Raw genomic sequence first — 22,635 nt, 5'->3', positions numbered from 1 at the left:
CCATTGCGATGGAAAACTGAGCTCCCTAGTCTCGCTGGGCCGCTGCAAAAAACAGCGGCCGGGTCTGCAAGCCCGAACTTGGTTTTGGCCTCAACTATCACCTGCGAAAACCCTCCACAGAGGATCAGCATTGGCCCTAGCAATGAAACCCGCTAATGTGTCGCCCCCCAGCAAGGAAAGCCGCGACCCCAGGGAGTATTCGATGTCGCTTTTACACCAGGCCAGCCTGCCATTTGGCCTGCGCAGTGGCAGCAACTTCACGCCTGCCCATTCACTGAAACCGTTGCTGGACGGCATCTCGGAGCTTCAGGTGCCTGGCCCGGAAGCGGTCTGGGCCATTGGCGAGGTCGACCTCGGCCAATCGGTGCGCCTGTTGCGTTTCTACCTGGACAACGAAGACTACTGGTTGCAGGTGCTGATGAACGGCGCCGTACCGGGCGATATCGTGCTGTTCGGCTACCACAGCGCAGTACCCGTCCATGACCAGGCGCACCTGCAACGCCTGACCGGCAGCGTGCCCAAGGCCGGAATGCCGATCTTCGAGCACGAAGGCAGTTTGTACTCCCGGCAATGGGGCCGCGAAGCGGGGCTCGCCGAATGGGTTGCGCTATGCGAAGCGGTTACCAGCCCCGAGGCACGCTACCGCATCCAGCACCGGTCCATGCTGTATGCCCGTGACACCGGTTTGCCAGGGCGGCGCGAATTTCTGCTGCTCTCGGTCGAAGAAGATGAGCACGGAGCGCTTACCTACACCACCTCGCTGGGTATCACCCTGTTCCCCACGGACTTTCACGTAACCTGACAAGGATCTCCCATGCTCGACGCTTTGCGCCTGTCCCTCAACGCCTCGGCGGTGACTGGCTTCATCCTCTATATCAGTGTGGCCCTGCTGATGTTCTGGCTGTTCCAGTTCATCTATACCCGCCTCACGCCGCACCGCGAGTTCGCCCTGATCCGCGAAAACAACCCGGCGGCCGCTATTGCGCTGGGTGGTTCGCTGATCGGGTTTTCGCTGCCGGCCAGCAACATCATCGCCTACAGCGTCAGCATTCTCGATTTTGTCGCCTGGGTGGTGATCGCAGCTGTGGTGCAGTTGATTGCCTTCGGCCTCACCAGCCTGGTGCTGCGTGGCCTGTCACGGCGCATCGCCCAGGGCGAGATGGCAGCTGCCATCTACGCCGCCAGCGTGGCGATCAGCGTCGGCTTTCTGAACTCGGCCTGCATGACGCCTTCGGCCTGAGCGGGAGGATGCCAATGAAATCGCCGATGAAACGTAGCTCCTTCAAGCTGGTACTGGCCGGTTCGTTACCACTGGCGCTGACGGCCTGTGGTCCGCAGGAACAACTGTATACGGTCAGCCAAAAGGTCAATTACGACACCGTCGCTGCCTGTGTAGATGACAAAGTGCCGAACGCTATCTGCACCGATGCCTTCCAGCAGGCGCAGAGCGACTATCAACGCCAGGCGCCAACGTTCGCGTTCCAGAGCGAGTGTGAGGCGCAGTTCGGTGCAGGCAATTGCCAGGCCACTGTCGGTGGGCGATACATGCCGCTCATGAATGGGTTCGAGTTGGAAAGTGCCGCTGAGGTGACCCAGTCACAACTTGACGCTGGCTACGCTCAGGGCGGGGGCTATGGGCATGTCGCCAGCGCAGCGGTGGCCGGTATCCTGCTCGGGCAGGTGGTCAGCAACAGCGACCGTCGTTTTCGCGCACAGCCTTTGTATGCCAACCGCAATGGAACGCGCCTTGGGCCGCACAATGGGGCCTTGGGTGGAATCCAGCGAGCCAGGGAGGATGAACAAAACAGCAGTGGAGGTTCGTCCGGCGGTGGCGGCGGTGGCGGCAGATGGAGCCGCAAGGAATCTCATCCAGCCTCGTCGGCATCGATCACCCGTGGTGGCTTTGGCAGCCAGGCCACAGCCCGTAGCGGCTGGGGTGGCAAGTCCGGCAGCTTTTTCGGGGGGTGAGCATGCGCAAGGTCGAGCTGGCAGAGCGCCCCGACTGGCGCGCGACTGCCGAGCGTGAGGGGTTCGCCTTCCACACCATCGATGGCGAGCGTTACTGGGACGAGCGCGGTTACTACCAATTCAGCGAAGCCCAGGTGGTGCGCGACCTGCAAGCACCGACCGAAGCGCTGCACGCCATGTGCCTGGAGGCGGTCGGGCGCATCGTCGACAGCGAAGCGCTGATGGCCCGCCTGGCTATCCCGCCGGCCTTCTTCGACCTGGTGCGCAGGTCTTGGAAGCAGGCACAGCCCCACCTGTACGGGCGCTTCGACTTCAGTTACGACGGCAATGGCCCGGCGAAACTCATCGAAGCCAATTACGATACGCCAACCTCACTTTACGAGGCGGCCGCTTTCCAGCTGATCTGGCTGGAGGAGCAGATAGCGCGTGGGCTGCTGCCTGCACACGCCAGCCAGTTCAATACCCTGGCTGAAGACCTGGTGCAGGCGTTTGCCGCTATGCCGGGGCAGGGCGCGTTCTATTTTTCGACCATCTCAGGCTCGCTGGAAGACCGTGGCACCACGGATTTCCTGCGCAGGATGGCCGAGCATGCGGGTGTTCGCACACGGCATATCGACCTGGAAGACATCGGCCTGCACGACAACGGCCGGTTCGTCGACCTGCAGGGCCAGCCCATCCAGCGCCTGTTCAAGCTGCATGCCTGGGAGCATATCTTTCATGAGGACTTCGGCCAGGCGATCACCGGCTGCGACACGCAGTTCGTCGAGCCGCCGTGGAAGGCACTGATCTCCAACAAAGGCATCCTGCCGTTGTTGTGGGAGTGGTTCGAGGGGCATCCGAACCTGCTGCCGGCCTTCGTCGACGACAACCCGCAGGCCCCGGTGCCCAAAGGCTGGGTGCGCAAGCCGTACTTCTCCCGTGAGGGCGCCAACGTGGATATCCGCACCGAGGATGGCCGGCGGGTTTTTGAAGACGGGCCTTATGACGATGCGCCCTATATTCTGCAGGCTTTTGCACCTTTGCCGAAGTTCGCTGACAGTTACACGCTGATTGGTTCGTGGGTGATTGGCGACAAGGCCTCGGGGCTTGGCATTCGTGAAGATGATTCGCTGATCACCAAGGACAGCTCGCGCTTCTTGCCGCATGTGGTATTGGGCTGACCGGCCCTCTGGTCGGTTTCAGGATGCGCCTGGTCGTTCGCGTGCATCCCTTCGGCGCCACAAGTGCCATGCTTGTGGAATGCCCCTGAGCCCAGTGCGCGCAGACGCACGGCCACCGGCAAGGAGGCCACCGACAACCACGCGACCGTGACGTGGGCGGTGCGCCGCAGCAGAACACGCCGGTCACCTGCCCACTACAACAACAGGCGGGGGCCGTGATGCCGAGGTCCGCTGTATGCCTGATCAATTGCCCCACCTGCCCGTGATCCACAGTATCCTGAGTCGCCACCAGGACACCCCCGGCGCGCTCTTGCCGATCCTGCATGCCGTGCAGGAAAGCATTGGTTTCATCCCCGATGCCGCCGTCGCTGACATTGCCCATGCCCTCAACCTCAGCCTGGCCGAGGTGCGCGGGGTAATCAGCTTCTACCACGATTTCCGCACCGCGCCGCCGGCCCGCCATACCCTGCGCCTGTGCCGCGCCGAGTCGTGCCAGAGCCGTGGCAGTGAAGCCCTGGCCGCGCAGCTGCGCGAACAGTTGGCGCTGGACGACCATGGCACCAGCGCCGATGGCGCCATCAGCCTGCGCCCGGTGTACTGCCTGGGCGCGTGCGCCTGCTCGCCGGCACTTGAGCTCGATGGCCAGGTGCATGCGCGCCTGACCCCTGAGCGCCTGCGCTCGCTGGTCAACGGTTGCCTGGAGGACACAGCATGCTGAAGCTGTTCATCCCCTGCGACTCGGTGGCCCGCGCCGTGGGCGCAGATCAGGTTGTCGAGGCGTTGCAGCGCGAGGCCGAGCAGCGCCAGTTGGCGCTGGACATCCAGCGCACCAGTTCGCGTGGCCTGTATTGGCTCGAACCGCTGGTGGAGTGCGAGCGCGCAGGAGGGCGGCAAGGCTTCGGCCCGGTCACCCCTGAGGATGTGCCTGCGCTGCTCGATGCATTGGCGGCAGAACCCGGCAGCCATCCATTGGCGCTCGGGCCGGTGGAAGCGCTCCCTTACCTCAAGACCCAGCAACGTCTGCTGTTCGCCCGCGCCGGTATCACCCGGCCATTGTCGCTGGAGGACTATCGCGCCCACGGCGGCTTTGCCGGCCTTGCGCAAGCCGTTGCGCTGGGCGGCGCCGAAGTGGTCGCCGCCGTGCTCGATTCTGGCCTGCGCGGCCGCGGCGGCGCAGCGTTCCCGGCAGGTATCAAATGGCGCACCGTGCGTGACGCCGGGGCAGGGCAGAAGTATGTGGTGTGCAACGCCGACGAAGGCGACTCGGGTACCTTCGCCGACCGCATGCTGATGGAAGGGGACCCCTTCTTGCTGATCGAAGGCATGATCATCGCCGGCCTCGCGGTGGGTGCCGACAAGGGCTTTATCTACGTGCGCTCGGAATACCCCGACGCCATCCGCGTGCTCGATGAGGCCATCGTCATCGCCCGCGACGCCGATTATCTGGGTTTCGACGTGGCCGGTAGCGGTCAGGCCTTCGACCTGGAAGTACGCGTGGGCGCGGGTGCCTATATCTGCGGTGAGGAAACCGCGCTGCTCGAATCCATCGAGGGCAAGCGCGGCATCGTCCGTGCCAAGCCACCGCTACCGGCCCTGCAGGGCCTGTTCGGCCTGCCGACGCTGGTGCACAACGTACTCACCCTGGCCTCGGTGCCCACCATCCTGGCCAAGGGCGCAGCGTTCTACCGCGACTTCGGTATGGGCCGTTCGCTTGGCACCATGCCGTTCCAGCTGGCCGGCAACATCCGCCATGGCGGCCTGGTAGAACGTGCCTTCGGCCTGACCCTGCGCGAGCTGGTGGAAGGCTACGGGGGCGGCACCGCCAGCGGCCGGCCGCTCAAGGCTGCCCAGGTCGGTGGCCCGCTGGGTGCCTGGGTGCCGCCCAGTCACTTCGATACCCCACTGGACTACGAGGCCTTCGCTGCCATGGGCGCGATGCTGGGCCACGGCGGCGTGGTGGTGGCTGACGACACCCTGAACATGGCCAGCATGGCGCGTTTTGCCCTGCAGTTCTGCGCCGAAGAGTCGTGCGGCAAATGCACGCCTTGCCGCATCGGTTCTATCCGCGGCATGGAGGTGGTCGACCGCCTGATCGCCAGCAGCGACCTCACCGACCGCCATGACCAGGCCCTGCTGCTGCGCGACCTGTGCGACACGATGCAATACGGCTCGCTATGCGCCATGGGCGGCATGACCGCCTACCCGGTGGCCAGCGCCCTGAAGTACTTCCCGGCCGATTTCGGGCTGACCACCACGGAGGCCGCGCAGTGATCAATTACTTCGACCCCGAGACCGATCTGGGCACCCCTGAACGCTACGGCGATGTGCAGATCAGCCTGAACATCGACGGGCGCAGCGTGAGCGTGCCGGCGGGCACCTCAGTGATGCGCGCCGCCGCCCTGCTGGGTACCAGCATCCCCAAGCTGTGCGCCACCGACAGCCTGGAGGCCTTTGGCTCCTGCCGCATGTGCATGGTCGAAATCGACGGCATGCGCGGATACCCGGCGTCCTGCACCACGCCTGTGAGCGAAGGCATGGTGGTGCGCACGCAGACGCCACGCCTGGCCGACCTGCGTCGCAATGTCATGGAGCTGTACATTTCCGACCACCCGCTCGACTGCCTGACCTGCTCGGCCAATGGCAACTGCGAACTGCAGACGGTCGCCGGCCAGGTCGGCCTGCGCGAGGTGCGCTACGGCTATGACGGCGCTAATCATCTGGCTGAGCAGAAGGACGTGTCCAACCCGTACTTCGATTACGAGCCCAGCAAGTGCATCGTCTGCAGCCGCTGCGTGCGTGCCTGTGAGGACATCCAGGGCACCTTCGCCCTGACCATCACCGGGCGCGGCTTCGAGTCGCGGGTGGCGGCAGCCGGTGGTGACAACTTCCTCACCTCCGAATGCGTGTCGTGCGGCGCCTGCGTGCAGGCTTGCCCGACGGCTACCCTGACCGAAAAAAGCCTGGTGCAGAGCGGCCAGCCGGAACGAGCGGTGATCACCACCTGCGCCTACTGCGGCGTGGGCTGCTCGTTCCGTGCGGAAATGAAGGGTGACCAGTTGGTACGCATGGTCCCGGACAAGAACGGCGGCGCCAACCACGGCCATGCCTGCGTCAAGGGCCGCTTCGCCTGGGGCTATGCCACCCACCCTGATCGCATCACCAGACCGATGATCCGCAAGCATGTGGATGACCCGTGGCAGGAAGTCAGCTGGGACGAGGCCGTCACCTACGCGGCCAGCGAGTTCCGGCGCATCCAGCTCAAGTACGGGCGCGACTCCATCGGTGGCATCACCTCCAGCCGTTGCACCAACGAAGAAGCCTACCTGGTGCAAAAGTTGGTGCGCACGGCGTTTGGCAACAATAACGTCGACACCTGCGCGCGGGTTTGCCATTCGCCCACCGGCTATGGCCTCAAGCAGACCCTCGGCGAGTCGGCGGGTACCCAGAGTTTCGATTCGGTGATGCAGGCCGACGTGATCCTGGTGATCGGTGCCAACCCTACCGATGCCCACCCGGTGTTTGGCTCGCAGCTCAAACGCCGCCTGCGCCAGGGGGCGCGGCTGATCGTCATCGACCCGCGGCGCATCGACCTGGTGGATTCGCCCCACGCCCGTGCCGAGTTGCACTTGCAACTGCGCCCTGGTACCAACGTGGCCATGCTCAACGCCTTGGCCCATGTGATCGTTAGCGAGGGGCTGCTGGCCCAGCGCTTCATTGACGAGCGCTGCGAGAGCGAGGCCTTCGCCCGCTGGCGCGACTTCGTCAGCCTCGCGCAAAACGCCCCTGAAGTGCAGGGCCCCGTGTGCGGCGTGCCCGCCGAGCAGATCCGCGCCGCCGCCCGCCTGTATGCCACAGGCGGCAACGCGGCGATCTACTACGGTTTGGGCGTGACTGAACACAGCCAGGGCAGCACGGCGGTGATGGGCATCGCCAACCTGGCCATGGCCACCGGCAATATTGGCCGCGAAGGGGTAGGGGTAAACCCCCTGCGTGGGCAGAACAATGTGCAGGGCTCGTGCGACATGGGGTCGTTCCCGCATGAGTTGCCAGGCTACCGGCATATCTCCAACGAGGCCGTGCGTGCCGAGTTCGAGCAGGCCTGGGGTGTGACTCTGCAGCCCGACCCGGGCCTGCGCATCCCCAACATGTTCGAAGCGGCGCTGGACGGCAGCTTCAAGGCGCTGTACTGCCAGGGTGAGGACATCGCCCAGAGCGACCCCAACACCCAGCACGTCACTGCCGCGCTGCGGGCCATGGAATGCGTGGTGGTGCAGGACATCTTCCTCAACGAGACGGCCAAGTTCGCCCATGTGTTCTTGCCGGGTAGCTCGTTCCTGGAAAAGGACGGCACCTTCACCAACGCCGAGCGCCGTATTTCGCGGGTACGCAAGGTGATGCAGCCGCTGGCCGGCAAGGCTGACTGGGAGGCCACCGTGGCCTTGGCCAATGCCCTGGGCTACCCGATGAGCTACCGCCACCCGTCCGAGATCATGGACGAAATCGCCCGCCTGACACCAACCTTTCACCGCGTCAGCTACGCCGAACTCGACCGCCATGGCAGCCTGCAGTGGCCGTGCAACGACGCAGCGCCCGACGGCACGCCGACTATGCACATCGATCAGTTCGTGCGGGGCAAAGGGCGCTTCATGCTCACCGGCTATGTGCCCACCGACGAGAAGGTCAACAGCCGCTACCCACTGCTGCTGACCACCGGGCGCATTCTCAGCCAGTACAACGTCGGTGCCCAGACCCGGCGCACCGCGAACGTCGCCTGGCATGCTGCCGACTGCCTGGAGCTGCACCCCACCGACGCCGAAAGCCGCGGCATCCATGACGGCGACTGGGTCGGCATCGGCAGCCGCGCCGGGCAGACGGTCCTGCGTGCCAAGGTGAGTGAGCGCGTGGCGCCGGGGGTGGTGTACACCACCTTCCACTTCCCCGAGTCCGGCGCCAACGTGATCACTACCGACAATTCCGACTGGGCCACCAACTGCCCGGAGTACAAGGTCACGGCGGTGGAGGTGGTCAAGGTGTTCCACCCGTCGCAGTGGCAAAAGCGCTACCAGGACTTCAGCGATGAACAGCGGCGCCTGCTCAAGGAGCGCCGCACGGCCGACAAGCCCGAGCAGGCCGAGGTACGCCGATGAGCATCGAAAACCTGGTCAAGATGGCCAACCAGATTGCCCATTACTTCGACAGCGAGCCTGATCATGCGTTGGCGGTGAAAGGGGTGCAGCAGCATTTGCAGAACTTCTGGACCCCGGCGATGCGCAGGCAGTTGGGGGAATGGGCCCAGGCCCATGCAGGGGAGGGTTTGGACCCCAAGGTGGTGGAGGCCTTGGCTTAGCGTTTGTCTGCGCTGCCCCCGTCGCCAGCAAGCGGTGGGACTCCGGGACTGCCCTCGAATCGAGTGCAATTCCTGTGGGGCCGGCTTGCCGGCGATAGGGGCGGTGCCGACAAAATGAAATGTCCGTCATGAATGCCTGACCAAAGCCGGCGCAATGCTACGCTCGCGTAAACACTCGTCACGGATACCCACCATGGACATGAACTGGCACCAGGCCCTGCAAGAGAGCCTGAGCTGGCTTGCAATCGCTTCGTTCATCACCCTGATCGGCTTCACTGCCGCCGCTGCGCTGGCTGTGCGCTACACGCGCTGGGGTAGCCAGTTCTGGCAGCTTGCCGGGCCCTATTTCTCCTTCAGGCGCAGCTGGCGACCGCTGCTGGTGTTTGCCGCACTGCTGGTGCTGACCCTGTTTTCGGTACGCATGAACGTGCTGTTCTCGTTCTGGTACAACGGCTTCTACAGCGCCCTGCAGGCCCTCGACCAAACCGCCTTCTGGTACTTGCTGGGCGTGTTCGCGGTATTGGCCACCCTTCATGTGCTGCGTTCGCTGTTCACCTTCTACGTGACCGAGGCCTTCAGCATCCGCTGGCGGGTCTGGCTGACCGAGCGCCTGACCAACGACTGGCTCCACGGTGACGCCTATTACCGCGGCCAGTTCCTCGCCGAGCCTGTAGACAACCCCGACCAGCGAATCGAACTGGACGTCAACGCCTTCGTCACCAATTCGGTAACCCTGGCGCTGGGCGCGGTCAGCGCGCTGGTGTCGCTGGTGGCGTTCACCGCCATCCTCTGGGGGCTGTCGGCGCCGCTGGCGGTAGCAGGTGTGGAAATCCCCCGGGCCATGGTGTTTGCCGTGTATGTGTATGTGCTGATCGCCACCTGGATCGCCTTCCGGCTCGGGCAGCCGTTGATCCGCCTGAACTTCCTCAACGAAAAACTCACCGCCAACTTCCGTTATGCGCTGATGCGCCTGCGTGAGAACGCTGAGAACATCGCGTTCTACCAGGGCGCGCAAGTGGAGCGGGGGACCTTGCTGGGCCGCTTCGGTGCATTGATCGTCAATGTCTGGGCACTGGTGTTCCGCAACCTGAAGTTCAGCGGTTTCAACCTGGGCGTCAGCCAGGTGGCAGTGGTGTTCCCGTTCATCCTCCAGGCGCCGCGCTTCTTCAGTGGCGCGATCAAGCTGGGCGATGTCATGCAGACCTCCCAAGCGTTTGGCCAGGTGCAGGATGCGTTGTCGTTCTTCCGCGAGTCCTACGACACCTTTGCCCAGTACCGCGCCACGCTCGACCGTCTGACCGGGTTTCTCGATGCCAACCAGCAGGCCAGCACCTTGCCGCGGGTCAGCACCCAGGAACAGGCGCAGGCCCTGGATATCTCGGGTTTGCAGGTGATGCGCCCCGACGGCCACGCGTTGATCGCCGACCTCGACTTGCGCTTGCAGGCCGGCCAGGCGCTGCTGATCAAGGGCCCGTCGGGCAGTGGCAAGACCACCTTGTTGCGCGCCCTGGCGGGGCTGTGGCCTTACGCCGAGGGTGAGGTCAGGCGGCCCACCGGCACCGAGGCGCTGTTCCTCTCGCAGCGCCCGTACCTGCCCCTGGGGGACCTGCGAACCGCCATCGCCTACCCGGCTGACAGCAAGCCAGAGGACGAGGCGCGCATGCAGCAGGCGCTGCGCCAGGTCAACCTGGCCCACCTGGCTGAGCGGCTGGCGGTCAGTTGCGACTGGTCGCATATCCTCTCGGTCGGTGAGCAGCAGCGGCTGGCGTTTGCCCGGGTGCTGTTCAACCGGCCGCAGGTGGTGTTCCTCGACGAGTCCACCTCGGCGATGGATGAAGGCCTGGAGCATGCGTTGTATTCGCTGCTGCGCAATGAAATGCCGCAAACCTTGCTGGTGAGTGTCGGCCATCGCAGTACGTTGGCCGGGTTCCATACCCACCGGCTGGAAGTGGACGGGCAGGGTGGTTGGTCGCTGCTGGAGCAAAAGCCGGAGGTAGCGTTGCAGGTCTAGGAGGCCTGTACCCTGTTCAGGGCTGCATCACGATCAACTGCGCGCCTTCATTACGGACATTCCCTACGGCCTCGCCCACCGCAAACCATTCAAAGGCTTCTACCGGAAGGCACCGCTCGCGTGCCAACCGCTCGGCCTCCTCGGCAGGCACTTCCAGGTCGATCCACGCCCGCGCATCCGCCGGCCCCAGTACCAGTGGCCGGCGGTCATGGATATCGACCATTCCTGCATCACTCGCTGCGGTAATGATCACGAACCCATCCCCTTCGTTCGGCTCCAGCCCTGAACGTACCTGAGCCAGCGCGGCCATGAACATCGGTGCCTGGCTTTTCAGGCGGATGAAGTAGGGCTGCTTGCGCCTGGGGTCGTGCGGGTCGCTCACCCATTCGTACCAGCCGTCGGCCATGACCAGGGCCCGGCCTTGAGGCCAGAGTGCCTTGAAGAAATTGCCGGCGGTCACGGTTTCCACCCGTGCGTTGATCGGCGCAGGCCTCGGGCCCTTGGCCCAGAACGGTGCCCAACCCCAATGGCAGGGGTCGATGCGCAGGCCATCGGCGGTGTTGTGCAAAACCTGTACGCCGCTGCCAGGGGCCACGTTGTAACGGCCAATGGGCACGTTGTCGTAACCGCTGATCACGTCCTGCCCGGCGTCCAGTTCACGCAGGTAATCGGCCTGGCCCTGATACTGGACGAAGCGTCCGCACATGGCATGTCCCCCCATTCGTCAAATGTCGCGCGTCCGATTGACCCGCTGCCGGTTTGCTTGTACGGCTTACATCGTCGGCCGCCGATCTCGCAGAGCTCCCCATCTCGCGGGACGAGTTGTTCGAACTGCGTGCGCCGCACATGTATCTGGTCAGGATAGACGGCGACGGCATGCCTGGGAGGTCCATCCTTTAAAAGGTTTGCGCTGGCGATCTGGTTAGACAGCTTCAACGTGGTCAACGACCAAGAAGTCGTTTGCTTCCAGGTGTGCTATCCATTTCCTGCAAGCAACCGCAACTCGCGTCCCGGTGCACATCAATAGAGAGGGCGTCAGCTTAGGCTGCTGGGGCGCTCAGTATGGCCGCACAGGTGCTCAGCCGGGGGCGGTGTGTTTACTTGACCTGGGTGTGCGCCTTCCCGTCTTCATGCACATGGTTTTTGGAGGAATGGCCTGTTCGATGGTCTGAAGGTGCCTCAGCGGCCTGGTGGCCGCCGTGGTGCTCCGTGAGAGACACCGGTTCTGAATGCGCACTTCCACGGTCATGACCTTCCTCAGCCATGCCATGGCCCGTTGTGGCCTCACGGGTACCTTGTTCGGACTTGGCACTGCCGTGTTGACCTTCATGGTCATGCATATCGCTCTCGCCACCGCCATGCTGGTGGCCGCCACTGGAGGCGACCATCGCTTGGTACTCCTCGGCATTGAGTTGCGGGAGCTGGTCCAGAAAGGCGACGATCCCCCAGATGTACTGGTCTTCCATGCTTTTGCCCCATGCTGGCATGCCGGTGGCCTTGATACCGTGCTTGATTATCCAGAACGCAGTTGCGGGGCCGCCGCTTACGCCGCTCTTGCTGAGGTTGGCAGGTGCTGGGTATAGCGCTTGGCTGAGTTCAGTTTTCTGCAGGCCTGGAGCGAGATGGCAACCGATACACATGGCGTTGTAGTTACCTGCTCCGGCCTTGACCAGAGCGGGGTCTTTCAAATTCGGCACCTTGATGTTGCGTGCTCGAACTTCGATCGAGCGATCACGCGCCATGGCCAAAAACGCATGGACAGCCGGGAAGTGCGGATCATCCGCGCCTACGTTCACGAGACCGAAGTAGGCCGAGCCCAGAACTGCCGCGCTACCTACGGCACCTATCGACAACAGCGTTGTAATTGTTCTTTTCATGTCGAGTTCTCAAAACCACATGCGAATGCCGGCAACGAAGCGCGCTTCGTTCACGTCCCCGCCTTCATCACGGATGAAGTCGGCGGTTTTGCCGTAGGAACGACTCCAGGTAACGCCTATGTAGGGTGCAAACTGGCGGACAATTTCGTACCGTAAGCGCAGTCCGACTTCGGTGTTGGCCAGGCCAGTGCCGACCCCGCGTTGCAGATCGTTCTTGCCATAGAAGTTGGCCTCAGCGGTTGGCTGAAGGATCAAACGATTGGTCAGCAGAATGTCGTACTCACCTTCCAGGCGGGCCGCAGTCTGACCGTTCTCACCTATGAAAGCCGTCGCTTGCGCCTCGAAATCGTACAGCGCCATGCCCTGGATACCGAATGCTGCCCAGGTCTGGGGCGATTGGGGTTGGAAGTCCTGCCGCAGACCGGCGACCACATCCCACCATGGGCTGATCGAGCGGCCGTACAGGAGCTGCAGCTGCGCATCTTCAGTTACCCCGTTGGTGCGCTCGCCCTCCGCGCGAATCCAGAGCCGGTTGACGTCGCCGCCCACCCATCCTGATGCGTCCCAGGCAAGCGTGCTGCCTTCATCGGCGTTTTGGTATTCCAGCTGGTCCAGCAAGAAAAACCCGTTGATCCCGCTGTCATCCATTTTGTGCCCGTCGAGCGGGGGGAAGGCAGCCTGGCGGTCGGCGTCCGTCAGCACGGGGATCGGCGTGCGGCTGGTCGAGGCAGGCGAATCGGCCTCCCCGTGTTTCATGTTGGAATGATCCATCGCATCATGGTCCATGTCCTTCATGCTTGTAGTGGCCATCTTGCTGTGGTCCATTGAGGCGGGTTTGGCTTTAGGCTGGCTGTGGCCCATTGCCGAGTGATCCATCCCGGAATGATCCATTTCAGCGGCGATGCTGGGCGAAACGCCCAGCACGCCGAGAAAAACGCTCAATGTCAGCAACGATGGTCGTACAACGCTATTGGCCATTTTTCCCTGCCTTGGCTTTGTCGCTACCCTGTGATTCCATCATTTTGCTGTGGTCCATGCCCTCCATCGAATGATGGTCCATACCTTCCATGACACCGTGGTCCATGCCTTCATGGTTCATGCCATGGGCTTGCTTGCTCTTTGACGCGTTCGGCTGCGCTGCATCGGGCGACTTTTGCGTGTGCTGATCATGATGCTCACTGGACCAGGAAGTTGGTGGATAAACCGCGAGCAGGCCGACCATCGCGGCACTGAGGAAAAAGGCGCTTCGTTTCATTGGTTTGCTCATCTCGTCTCTCCTGTTCATTCGTCTACGCGCACTTCTCGGAACATGCCCGTTTCCATGTGGTACATGAGGTGGCAGTGATAGGCCCAACGCCCTAGCGCATCGGCGGTTACCCGATAGCTTCGTTTCGCGCCGGGAGGCATATCGATCGTGTGCTTTCGGACCATGAAGTTGCCATTCTCATCCTCCAGGTCGCTCCACATGCCGTGCAGGTGGATGGGGTGAGTCATCATGGTGTCGTTGACCAAGGTGATGCGCAGGCGCTCGCCGTATTTGAGCCGCAGCGGCTGGGCATCAGAGAACTTGATGCCGTCGAACGACCAGGCGAACTTTTCCATATGGCCGGTGAGGTGCAGTTCGATAGTCCGGCCCGGTTCACGGCCATCCGGGTCGATGAAGGTGCTTCGCAAATCCGAATAAGTGAGCACACGACGGCCATTGTCACGAAGCCCGATTCCTGGGTCGTTCAGCTTGGGCGTCGGGGTCATGGTCTGCATGTCGACCAGCGGGTTGTTTGTTTCCGAGGCGGGATGGCTTTGCATGGCACTGCCAGTCGTCATGCTGCCGTGATTCATGCCGGCCATGCTGTCATGGTCCATACCCGCCATATTGTTGTGCTCCATGCCGGCCATGTTGCCGTGGTCCATCCCCATGTCGCTCATGGAGATCAAAGGCCTTGGGTCTAAAGCAGGCACCGGGCCTTGCATGCCCTCGCGAACAGCCAGGGTGCCTCTGGAATAGCCAGTGCGATCCATGGATTGGGCAAAGAGGGTGTAAGCCTGCTCGTTTTCAGGCTCGACAATGACATCGTAGGTTTCGGCAACCGCGATGCGGAATTCATCGATCGACACAGGCTTGACGTACTGCCCGTCGGCTGCGACGACCGTCATCTTCAAGCCGGGTATACGCACGTCGAAATAGGTCATGGCGGAGCCGTTGATAAAGCGCAGCCGGATTTTCTCGCCTGGCTTGAATATTCCAGTCCAATTGTCATTGGGCGCCTTGCCGTTCATGAGGTAGGTGTAGGTATACCCACTCACGTCAGCAAGATCGGTTGGGCTCATCTTCATCTCAGCCCACATCTTCCGATCGGCTACAGCGCCAGACCAGCCTTTCTCACTCACGTCATCGACGAAATCGCCAACCGTCCGCTTGTGGAAGTTGTAGTAGTCCGACTGTTTTTTGAGCTTGGACATGACCTGCGCCGGATCTGCGTCGGTCCAGTCGCTGAGCATGACGACGTAGTCACGGTCGTAGGTGAAAGGCTCTGGATCCTTCGCATCGATCACTAGCGCACCGTAAACACCGATCTGCTCCTGCAAGCCCGAGTGGCTGTGGTACCAGTAGGTGCCGTTCTGGTGAACCTTGAACCTGTATTCATACATGCCATCCGGGGCGATGCCATGGAAGCTCAGGCCCGGTACGCCGTCCATGTTTGCCGGCAGAATGATCCCGTGCCAGTGGATGGACGTATCCTGTTTCAAGCGATTGCGCACGCGCAGCGTGACTGTGTCGCCCTCTCGCCAGCGAAGAATCGGTCCCGGCAGCGAGCCGTTGATGGCCATTGCCGTACGCGCTGCGCCGGTAATGTTCACCGGGAGCTCACCGATGTACAGGTCAAAATCGGTGCCGGTCAGTACGTTGGGTTGGCCAGGGCTGGTCACGGCCCAGACCGGCGTGCGCCACATGCCCAGCCCACCCAGTAGTCCGGTAGCAGCGAGGCCCGTGACGAATGAGCGTCTCGTGGTTTTGCTTTGCATGCCGTTGCGTCCAGTCAGGTAGATCACTGATATCCAGGCTGCGACTTGGGCAACCATCCCGTTTCAATTGAGCTCTCACTCCGCCTGATAGGCGCTGGTCTCGGGTTCAGGCTAGCTACCGGGCGCTGTCAGCAAGCTGAGCCCGACATTACTTTTCCGTCAGCTTCTGGTTGAGTGCCATTTTTGTTGCACACTGAAGGGCAACCAAGAGGGGATAGGCCTGACCGGCCTGGAGCGCGCACAAGACGTTGAAGAACCATTCGATGCCGATTCGGCGGTATTCAAAGTGAGCAGGCCATGAGCACGACTGATTTCGAACATAGCCACAACTTCTTGGGCACCGCCCACGATGACAATGCCAAACGAACATTGTGGGTAGTGATGCTCACCGTGGTGATGATGGTCGGTGAGATTGCCGCAGGCTATGTCACGGGATCGATGGCGCTTTTGGCAGATGGTTTCCATATGGCAACCCATGCGGGCGCGCTGGGAATTGCCGCTGCGGCCTATGCTTACGCCCGCAAGCATTCGGCAAGTGCTGCCTACAGCTTTGGCACCGGTAAAGTGGGTGACCTTGGAGGGTTCGCTTCTGCGTTGATTCTTGGTTTTGTCTCGTTAGGCATCGGTATCGAGTCGGTTCTGCGACTATTTCAGCCTACCCAAGTGCAGTTCGGGATGGCGACCCTGATTGCGATCGTTGGTTTGCTGGTCAATATCATCAGCGCCCTTCTTCTGGCCGGCGGCGGTCATGATCACAGCCATTCGCATGGGCATCACACCCATTCGCATGGAGATAACAACTTGCGGTCGGCTTACCTCCATGTGCTCGCCGATGCGGTCACGTCGGTCATGGCGATCGTCGCGCTGCTGGCCGGTAGATACCTTGGCTGGATATGGCTCGATCCGGTCATGGGGATCATTGGCGCTGTTGTGATTGCACGCTGGGCGTGGTTGCTGATGAAGGATACTGCGGCCGTATTGCTTGATAAGACCGATAACCCTGTCGCCGAAGAAATCAGGGAGTTGCTTGGCCAAGCCGGCGATTTTCAGATCACCGACCTGCATGTTTGGAAAGTGGGGCCTCAAGCGCATGCTGCCATCGTCAGTGTGCATGGCCCAGAGGTGCTCTCTGCCGATGACGTTCGGGCTGCATTGACGCCTGTACATGAGGTCACTCACCTCACGGTCGAATACAGGGCAGTGGCCTGCGGCGTTTTCAAAGGCTCAGGCGCACCGCCAACGCTGCCAAGGTCACCAGCAACACCGGCACCGTCAACAACACCCCAACCTTGAAGTAATACCCCCAGCCGATGGTCACGCCCTTGCGCGCCAGCACATGCAGCCACAACAGCGTGGCCAGGCTGCCGATCGGGGTGATCTTCGGCCCCAGGTCGCAGCCGATCACGTTGGCATAGATCATCGCTTCGCGCACCACACCCTGCGCCTCGCTGGCATGAATCGACAGCGCCCCGATCAGCACGCTGGGCATGTTGTTCATGACCGACGACAGCAGCGCCGCAATCAGCCCGGTACCCAGCGAGGCTGCCCATAGCCCGTGCCCGGCCAGCCAGCTCAGCACATTGCCGAGCGAGTCGGTGAGGCCGGCATTGCGCAAGCCGTAGACCACCAGGTACATCCCCAACGAAAACACCACGATCTGCCACGGTGCCTCGCGCAGCACGCGGCGGGTGGAGATCACATGGCCCCGGGCGGCAACGGCGAACAGTACCGCCGCGCAGGCTGCGGCCACGGCACTGACCGGGATACCCATGGGCTCGAGCACGAACAGGCTGGCCAGTAATGCCAGCAGCACCGCCCAGCCGACACGGAACGTTGCGCGGTCGCGCACGGCCATGGCCGGCACCTTGAGGTCCTCGGTGGCATAGCGCAGCGCAATGTCGCGGCGAAAATACAGCCACAGCACCAGTAGCGTGGCTGCCACTGCTACCAGGTTCACCGGCACCATCACCGCGGCATAGGCGTTGAACCCCAGGTCGAAGTAGTCCGCCGAGACGATGTTCACCAGGTTGGATACCACCAGTGGCAGGCTGGCGGTGTCGGCGATGAAGCCTGCACCCATGACGAAGGCCAGGGTCGCCGCCGGGGAGACGCGCAGCGCCAGCAGCATCGACATGACGATCGGGGTGAGGATCAGCGCCGCGCCGTCATTGGCGAACAGCGCCGACACCGCCGCGCCCAGCAGCACCATGAAGGCGAACAGGCGGCGCCCGTCCCCTCGCGCCCAGCGCGCCACATGCAGCGCCGCCCATTCGAAAAAGCCCGCTTCGTCCAGCAGCAGGCTGATGACGATCAGGGCGATGAAGGTGGCGGTGGCGTTCCAGATGATGGCCCATACCGTGGGGATGTCATGCAGCGATACCACGCCGAACACCAGGGCCAGCACGGCGCCGAGTGTGGCGCTCCAGCCAACGCCGAGGCCTTTGGGCTGCCAGATGACCAGGGTCAGGGTGAACAGGAAGATCAGAGCGGCTGGGAGCATGGAAACGCTGTCTCATCTCAGGGGAGAGGGGCAAAAGTGACTGTACACGGGCTGGCTACGCGTCGGAAAAGTTCCGGTGCAAACATGTAAGTTTCGTAAATAAGATTTAAACCCATTTGAGAATCACTATATTTACCAACCCTGTTGGCCCCCGAACAGTGTTTGCGAGGCCGGTGGGCGCGGGCCTTCCGGCTTCCTGGCAGGGATGTGCCCTTCGCTTACCCATCGCAGGAGATGTGTCAATGCAGTGCAGAACTTCACCCAACAGCCTGGCCCTGGCGTTTGTCGCGTTGGCGTCACCGGCCATGATGGCGACCGCCGCTGAAACAGTGGAGCGCAGCCCTGGTGAGGTGCTGGAAATGCCGGTGGCCGACGACGCACTGGTGATCCAGGACACCCTGGTCACTGCAGAGCGTGAGGCACGTCAGGCGCTGGGTTCGTCGATCATCACTGAAGAAGACATCAAGCGTCGCCCGCCGGCCAACGACCTGTCCGACATCATCCGTCGGGAGCCGGGGGTCAACCTGACCGGCAACAGCGCCAGTGGTGCGCGTGGCAACAACCGGCAGATCGACCTGCGCGGCATGGGCCCGGAGAACACCCTGATCCTCATCGACGGCAAACCGTCCAGCGCGCGCAACGCCGTGCGCTACGGCTGGAACGGCGACCGCGACACCCGCGGCGAAACCAACTGGGTGCCGGCCGAGGCGGTCGAGCGCATCGAAATCCTGCGCGGCCCCGCGGCGGCGCGCTACGGCTCGGGCGCCATGGGCGGGGTGGTGAACATCATCACCAAGCGGCCCACCGAGGCGTTCAAGGGCAGCCTCAACCTGTTCACGCAAATGCCGCAAGACAGCGCAGAGGGTGTCAGCCGTCGTGCCAACTTCAACCTCAGCGGTGGGCTTACCGACAACCTCGGTTTCCGTTTGTACGGTGGCCTGGCCAAGACCGACGCCGACGACCTGGACATCAACGCCGACCACGCCAACAGCGCGCTGGTCGCCGGTCGTGAGGGCGTGCGCAACAAGGACATCAACGGCCTGCTGAGCTGGCGGCTCAACGACGAGCACCGCCTTGAAGCCAGCGCCGGTTACAGCCGCCAGGGCAACCTCTATGCCGGCGATACCATGAACAGCAACGGTGGCAGCAATGTCGACCTGATCTCCAGCCTGTATGGCCACGAGACCAATGTCATGCAGCGCAACACCTATGACCTGACCCACCTTGGCGATTTTAGCTGGGGCACCAGCAAGACCAGCCTGGCTTACGAATACGTACGCAACTGGCGTCTCAACGAAGGCCTGGCCGGTGGCCCGGAAGGTGCGATCAACGACAGCGGTGCAGCCATGTCGCGGCTGCGCAACACTCGTCTGAGCAGCGAAGTGAACCTGCCGTTTGCCATGGGCAGTACTGAACATGTGCTGACCCTGGGCGGTGAGTACCTGTACGAATCGCTCAACGACCAGGGCTCGTTCCGCCCCCAGAGCTTCGACCCCAGCGGCGGTGGCAGTGACGTCATCAGTGGCTTCGACCGCAGCAACTCGAAGATGACCGCCAAGAGCTACGCGTTGTTCGTCGAGGACAACATTGTGCTGGGCGACACCACCGTCACCCCGGGCCTGCGCTTCGACCACCACGAAACCTTTGGCGACAACTTCAGCCCCAGCCTCAACCTGTCGCACAAGCTGACCGATGCGCTGTCGGTCAAGGGCGGTATCGCGCGGGCCTACAAGGTGCCGAACCTGTATCAGTCCAACCCCAACTACCTGCTCTACAGCCGCGGCAACGGCTGCAGTGTGCAGCAGAGCAACTCCGGGGGCTGCTACCTGCAGGGCAATGCCGACCTCAAGCCGGAAATCAGCGTCAACAAGGAAATCGGCCTGTTGTACGACCGCGGCACCTGGCGTACCAGCGCGACGTACTTCCGCAACGATTACAAGAACAAGATCATCGGTGACACCGATGTGCTTTACACCATCAACAGCGGCCGCCGCGTGACCCAGTGGGAGAACGCCGGCGAGGCACGTGTGGAAGGCATCGAGGGCAACCTGTTCGTCGAACTGACCCCGGTACTGGACTGGAACACCAACCTGACCTGGATGCTCGACAACGACAACCGCGAGACGGGCGAGCCGCTGTCGGTGATCCCCGAATACACGGTCAACAGCACCCTGGACTGGCGCGCCACCGACAAGCTTTCGTTCCAGGTGGCCGGTACCTACTACGGCAAGCAGAAGTCGCCGACCTACAACTACCGCACCGAGGAGAGCTACGACGCCGAGGCGCAGCAGGATGTCGAGGCTTACGGGCTGGTGGATGTCAGCACCGGGTACAAGTTCAACGCCAACTATGACGTGCGGGTGGGCGTGAACAACGTGTTCGACAAGCAGATCTATCGCGGTGGCAATGCCAGCAGCTCGGGTGCCAACACCTACAACCAGCCGGGACGTGCGGTGTTTGCTTCCTTGAATATCTCGTTCTGATGCAGGGGCCGCGCTGCGGCCCATTCGCGGGGCAAGCCCGCTCCTGCAGATACCCCACGGGCGCAAGCGAAGAGGAGTATCTGGGGGAGCGGGCTTGCCTCGATGTGACTACCAGGAAATACCCCAATGAACACTAAAACCGCCTGGTTGCAGATCCTCTCGCGCAGCAGCGCCGCGCTGTTGGGCGGCTACGCGCTTACCTATGCCGCCAGCGCCTGCCTGGCCCGGCTATTGCCGCTGTCACCTGCCGATGCAGTCATCGTCGCGACCCTGCCGGCCTTCATTTTCTACACCGCAGCCATCCTATGGGCCTTTGCCAGCCGTGACGCGGTGCGCGCCTGGCTACCGCTGGCCCTGGCTGCGCCCCTGGCGTTGATCGGCTTCTGGCCTCAGGCGCTGGAGTGGCTGGCATGAAGAACACCTTCACTCAATCGATGGCCTGGCTGCACACCTGGGGCGGGCTGATCTTCGGCTGGCTGCTGTTCGCCATCTTCGTCACCGGCACCCTGGCGGTGTTCGACAAAGAACTGAACCACTGGATGCAGCCGGAAATCCCGGCCAGTGAAGTGACCCAGGCCGATGCCGCGCGGCGCGCCATTGCCTACCTGCAAGCCCATGAGCCGCAGGCCGGCAACTGGGGCGTCAGCCTGCCCACCGATCGTTCGCCCGGGCTGCGGGTGTCTACCGGTGAGCGGCGCCATGGCGGCGGCGTACAGCTCGACCCGCAGACGGGCGAGGCCATCGAGGTACGCGACAGTGTCGGCGGCAATTTCTTTTTCCGCTTCCATTTCACCCTCGACCTGCCGCGCAACTGGGGCATCTTCGTGGTCGGTGCACTGGCGCTGGTGATGCTGGCGGCGCTTGTCACCGGCATTGTCATCCACAAGAAGATCTTCAAGGAGTTCTTCACTTTCCGGCCGAACAAGGGCCAGCGCTCCTGGCTGGACTTTCACAACGCCAGTGCAGTGCTGTTGCTGCCATTCCACCTGATGATCACCTACACGGGGCTTGTGATCTTCATGCTCATCTACATTCCTGCAGGTGTCGATGCGCTGTTCGCCGGGGACAACCGGGCCTACTTCAAGGCCCAGGGCAACGTCCGCCTGGAGCAGCCAAGGGGCATGGCCAGGCAGCCCGCGGAGCTGGCCGATGTGGTACCGCTACTGGCCCAGGCGCAGGCACGCTTGGGGCCCATAGGCGGTTTCAATATCCGCAATCCCAACACTGCCGGGGCACGTATCGAGGTCCGCCCTGAACTGGGTAACCGCATCGCCCTGTCCAAGGGGCAGGCCATGGTATTCGATGGTGTAAGCGGCCAGTTGCTCAGCGATGTGACCGAGTGGCGTGCGGCCCCCTTGACCCAGCGGGTCATGGTCGGCCTGCATTTTGCCCAGTTTGGCGGGTACCCGATGCGTTGGTTGTACTTCGTTTGTGGCGTTATCAGCTGCGTGATGATCGCCAGTGGCCTGGTGCTGTTTTGCGTGAAGCGTGGGCGCAAGTACGCCAGCGCGCAGTTGTCGGCGCGGCGTTGGTACCGGGTGGCCGAGGTGTGCAATGTCGGTTTCGTTGCCGGTTTGCTGCTGGCCTGTGCCGGCTTGCTCTGGGCCAGCCGCCTGCTGCCGGTCGAGCTGGTACAGCGCGAAGCCTGGGAGGTGCGGGCGTTCTTTGGTGTATGGCTGCTGGCGCTGTTGCATGCGGGTATCAGGCCTGCGCGCCGGGCGTGGGTGGAGCAGTTGGGACTGACGGCACTGCTGTGCATGGGCCTTGGGCTGTTCGGTGGGCTGGCGGATGCCTTGCGCCTGGGCGTGGCAGCTTGCGCACTGGTGCTGGGGGTATTGCTCGGTGTGGTGGCGTGGCGCGTGCAGAATGCCGAGCCGGCGCCGCTTGCACGCAAGGCAGGGCGCAGCGTGGAGGCAGGCGCATGATGATGCTGATCGCGGGCGGCACGCTGTTCGCCTATGCCGGCATGCTTGGCCTTTGCCAAGGCCTGGAGCGGCACTACAAGCAGGTATGGCAGCGGGCTTGCCCGCGGCCATTGCGCGTGGTGCTGCGTGGCGCTGGCTGGCTGGCACTGATGATCAGCCTGTTGCTCTGTGCCCAGGCCTGGGGCTGGGCCATGGCGCCGGTGGCCTGGTTGGCGATGATGTCGCTGGGGGCAATGCTGCTGGTCGTGCTGTTGCCGTATTGGCCGCGGCTGGCGGTCGGGCTGGCGGGGTTGGTGCCGGGGTGGGTGCTGCTGCAGCTGTTTGCCTGAGCGGGCCCCAT

The 22,635-nt window shown here is 62.8% G+C and carries 20 protein-coding genes and 2 pseudogenes; 15 read left to right on the top strand and 7 right to left on the bottom strand.

Going from position 1 to position 22,635, the window contains the following annotated elements:
• Positions 1 to 202 precede the first annotated feature (202 nt).
• From IWW33_RS03050 to IWW33_RS03010, 9 genes are all read left to right on the top strand, one after another.
• Positions 203 to 802 (top strand): DUF2491 family protein, encoded by a 600-nt coding sequence (locus IWW33_RS03050; protein WP_119688583.1) that lies wholly within the window; start codon positions 203 to 205, stop codon positions 800 to 802.
• 12 nt (positions 803 to 814) lie between these two features.
• Positions 815 to 1,240, top strand: a complete 426-nt coding sequence (locus tag IWW33_RS03045; RefSeq protein WP_115275394.1) for a DUF350 domain-containing protein — start codon at positions 815 to 817, stop codon at positions 1,238 to 1,240.
• A gap of 26 nt (positions 1,241 to 1,266) precedes the next feature.
• Positions 1,267 to 1,968 carry a DUF1190 domain-containing protein gene (locus IWW33_RS03040; RefSeq protein ID WP_174141772.1) on the top strand — a complete coding sequence of 234 codons (702 nt, stop codon included), beginning with the start codon at positions 1,267 to 1,269 and terminating at the stop codon, positions 1,966 to 1,968.
• A gap of 2 nt (positions 1,969 to 1,970) precedes the next feature.
• On the top strand, positions 1,971 to 3,128 hold the full coding sequence (locus IWW33_RS03035; protein WP_125923185.1) for a glutathionylspermidine synthase family protein: 1,158 nt from the start codon (positions 1,971 to 1,973) through the stop codon (positions 3,126 to 3,128).
• A gap of 235 nt (positions 3,129 to 3,363) precedes the next feature.
• The gene (locus IWW33_RS03030) at positions 3,364 to 3,846 is read left to right on the top strand and encodes a formate dehydrogenase subunit gamma (RefSeq protein WP_046787901.1); all 483 of its coding nucleotides are present in this window, start codon (positions 3,364 to 3,366) and stop codon (positions 3,844 to 3,846) included.
• On the top strand, positions 3,840 to 5,399 hold the full coding sequence (locus IWW33_RS03025) for a formate dehydrogenase beta subunit (RefSeq protein ID WP_174141770.1): 1,560 nt from the start codon (positions 3,840 to 3,842) through the stop codon (positions 5,397 to 5,399). The genes IWW33_RS03030 and IWW33_RS03025 overlap by 7 nt, the downstream gene beginning before the upstream one ends.
• Positions 5,396 to 8,275, top strand: a complete 2,880-nt coding sequence (gene fdhF / locus IWW33_RS03020; protein WP_115275390.1) for a formate dehydrogenase subunit alpha — start codon at positions 5,396 to 5,398, stop codon at positions 8,273 to 8,275. Before IWW33_RS03025 ends, fdhF begins: the two co-directional genes overlap by 4 nt.
• Positions 8,272 to 8,475 carry a formate dehydrogenase subunit delta gene (locus IWW33_RS03015; RefSeq protein WP_046787904.1) on the top strand — a complete coding sequence of 68 codons (204 nt, stop codon included), beginning with the start codon at positions 8,272 to 8,274 and terminating at the stop codon, positions 8,473 to 8,475. The genes fdhF and IWW33_RS03015 overlap by 4 nt, the downstream gene beginning before the upstream one ends.
• Positions 8,476 to 8,668: 193 nt before the next feature.
• A complete protein-coding gene (locus IWW33_RS03010) occupies positions 8,669 to 10,486 on the top strand; it encodes an ABC transporter ATP-binding protein/permease (RefSeq protein WP_115275389.1) in 1,818 nt (605 codons plus the stop codon).
• A 16-nt stretch (positions 10,487 to 10,502) separates the two neighbouring features.
• Here the strand turns inward: IWW33_RS03010 and IWW33_RS03005 are convergent, their stop codons facing one another.
• Positions 10,503 to 11,192 carry an SOS response-associated peptidase family protein gene (locus tag IWW33_RS03005; RefSeq protein ID WP_196914195.1) on the bottom strand — a complete coding sequence of 230 codons (690 nt, stop codon included), beginning with the start codon at positions 11,190 to 11,192 and terminating at the stop codon, positions 10,503 to 10,505.
• Positions 11,193 to 11,263: 71 nt separating this feature from the next.
• On the opposite strand from IWW33_RS03005, the pseudogene IWW33_RS26585 reads away from it, so the two are divergent.
• Positions 11,264 to 11,371 (top strand): annotated as a pseudogene (locus IWW33_RS26585) (peptidase S24); the annotation flags it as partial.
• 46 nt (positions 11,372 to 11,417) lie between these two features.
• On the opposite strand, the pseudogene IWW33_RS26580 reads toward IWW33_RS26585, so the two are convergent.
• From IWW33_RS26580 to IWW33_RS02985, 5 genes and pseudogenes are all read right to left on the bottom strand, one after another.
• A pseudogene (locus tag IWW33_RS26580) lies at positions 11,418 to 11,568 on the bottom strand (DUF411 domain-containing protein); the annotation flags it as partial.
• Positions 11,569 to 11,583: 15 nt separating this feature from the next.
• Positions 11,584 to 12,363: a cytochrome c gene (locus IWW33_RS03000; protein ID WP_119688586.1), complete on the bottom strand. Its 780-nt coding sequence runs from the start codon at positions 12,361 to 12,363 to the stop codon at positions 11,584 to 11,586.
• A 9-nt stretch (positions 12,364 to 12,372) separates the two neighbouring features.
• A complete protein-coding gene (locus IWW33_RS02995; RefSeq protein WP_174141769.1) occupies positions 12,373 to 13,341 on the bottom strand; it encodes a copper resistance protein B in 969 nt (322 codons plus the stop codon).
• Positions 13,331 to 13,630 carry a hypothetical protein gene (locus tag IWW33_RS02990; RefSeq protein WP_174141767.1) on the bottom strand — a complete coding sequence of 100 codons (300 nt, stop codon included), beginning with the start codon at positions 13,628 to 13,630 and terminating at the stop codon, positions 13,331 to 13,333. Before IWW33_RS02990 ends, IWW33_RS02995 begins: the two co-directional genes overlap by 11 nt.
• Before the next feature lie 14 nt (positions 13,631 to 13,644).
• Entirely contained in the window at positions 13,645 to 15,387 is a 1,743-nt protein-coding gene (locus IWW33_RS02985; RefSeq protein WP_119689139.1) for a copper resistance system multicopper oxidase, read from the bottom strand.
• Positions 15,388 to 15,684: 297 nt separating this feature from the next.
• On the opposite strand from IWW33_RS02985, the gene dmeF reads away from it, so the two are divergent.
• A complete protein-coding gene (dmeF, locus tag IWW33_RS02980; protein ID WP_196914194.1) occupies positions 15,685 to 16,680 on the top strand; it encodes a CDF family Co(II)/Ni(II) efflux transporter DmeF in 996 nt (331 codons plus the stop codon).
• On the opposite strand, the gene IWW33_RS02975 is transcribed toward dmeF, so the two are convergent.
• A complete protein-coding gene (locus IWW33_RS02975; RefSeq protein ID WP_196914193.1) occupies positions 16,604 to 17,887 on the bottom strand; it encodes an arsenic transporter in 1,284 nt (427 codons plus the stop codon). The genes dmeF and IWW33_RS02975 overlap by 77 nt on opposite strands.
• Positions 17,888 to 18,129: 242 nt before the next feature.
• Here IWW33_RS02975 and IWW33_RS02970 point away from each other — a divergent pair, with 242 nt between their 5' ends.
• From IWW33_RS02970 to IWW33_RS02955, 4 genes are all read left to right on the top strand, one after another.
• A complete protein-coding gene (locus IWW33_RS02970; RefSeq protein WP_174141761.1) occupies positions 18,130 to 20,370 on the top strand; it encodes a TonB-dependent siderophore receptor in 2,241 nt (746 codons plus the stop codon).
• 126 nt (positions 20,371 to 20,496) lie between these two features.
• Complete coding sequence (locus tag IWW33_RS02965; protein WP_161871180.1) at positions 20,497 to 20,784, top strand: iron transporter; 288 nt, start codon at positions 20,497 to 20,499, stop codon at positions 20,782 to 20,784.
• Complete coding sequence (locus IWW33_RS02960; protein WP_196914192.1) at positions 20,781 to 22,295, top strand: PepSY-associated TM helix domain-containing protein; 1,515 nt, start codon at positions 20,781 to 20,783, stop codon at positions 22,293 to 22,295. The genes IWW33_RS02965 and IWW33_RS02960 overlap by 4 nt, the downstream gene beginning before the upstream one ends.
• Complete coding sequence (locus tag IWW33_RS02955) at positions 22,292 to 22,624, top strand: DUF3325 domain-containing protein (RefSeq protein ID WP_046787912.1); 333 nt, start codon at positions 22,292 to 22,294, stop codon at positions 22,622 to 22,624. Before IWW33_RS02960 ends, IWW33_RS02955 begins: the two co-directional genes overlap by 4 nt.
• Positions 22,625 to 22,635 lie beyond the last annotated feature (11 nt).

It is taken from the genome of Pseudomonas sp. M2, assembly GCF_015751845.1.
Taxonomy (GTDB): Bacteria; Pseudomonadota; Gammaproteobacteria; order Pseudomonadales; family Pseudomonadaceae; genus Aquipseudomonas; species Aquipseudomonas putida_E.
The sequence above is the reverse complement of the archived record's forward strand: the minus strand, read 5'-3'. Positions and strand labels throughout refer to the sequence as shown.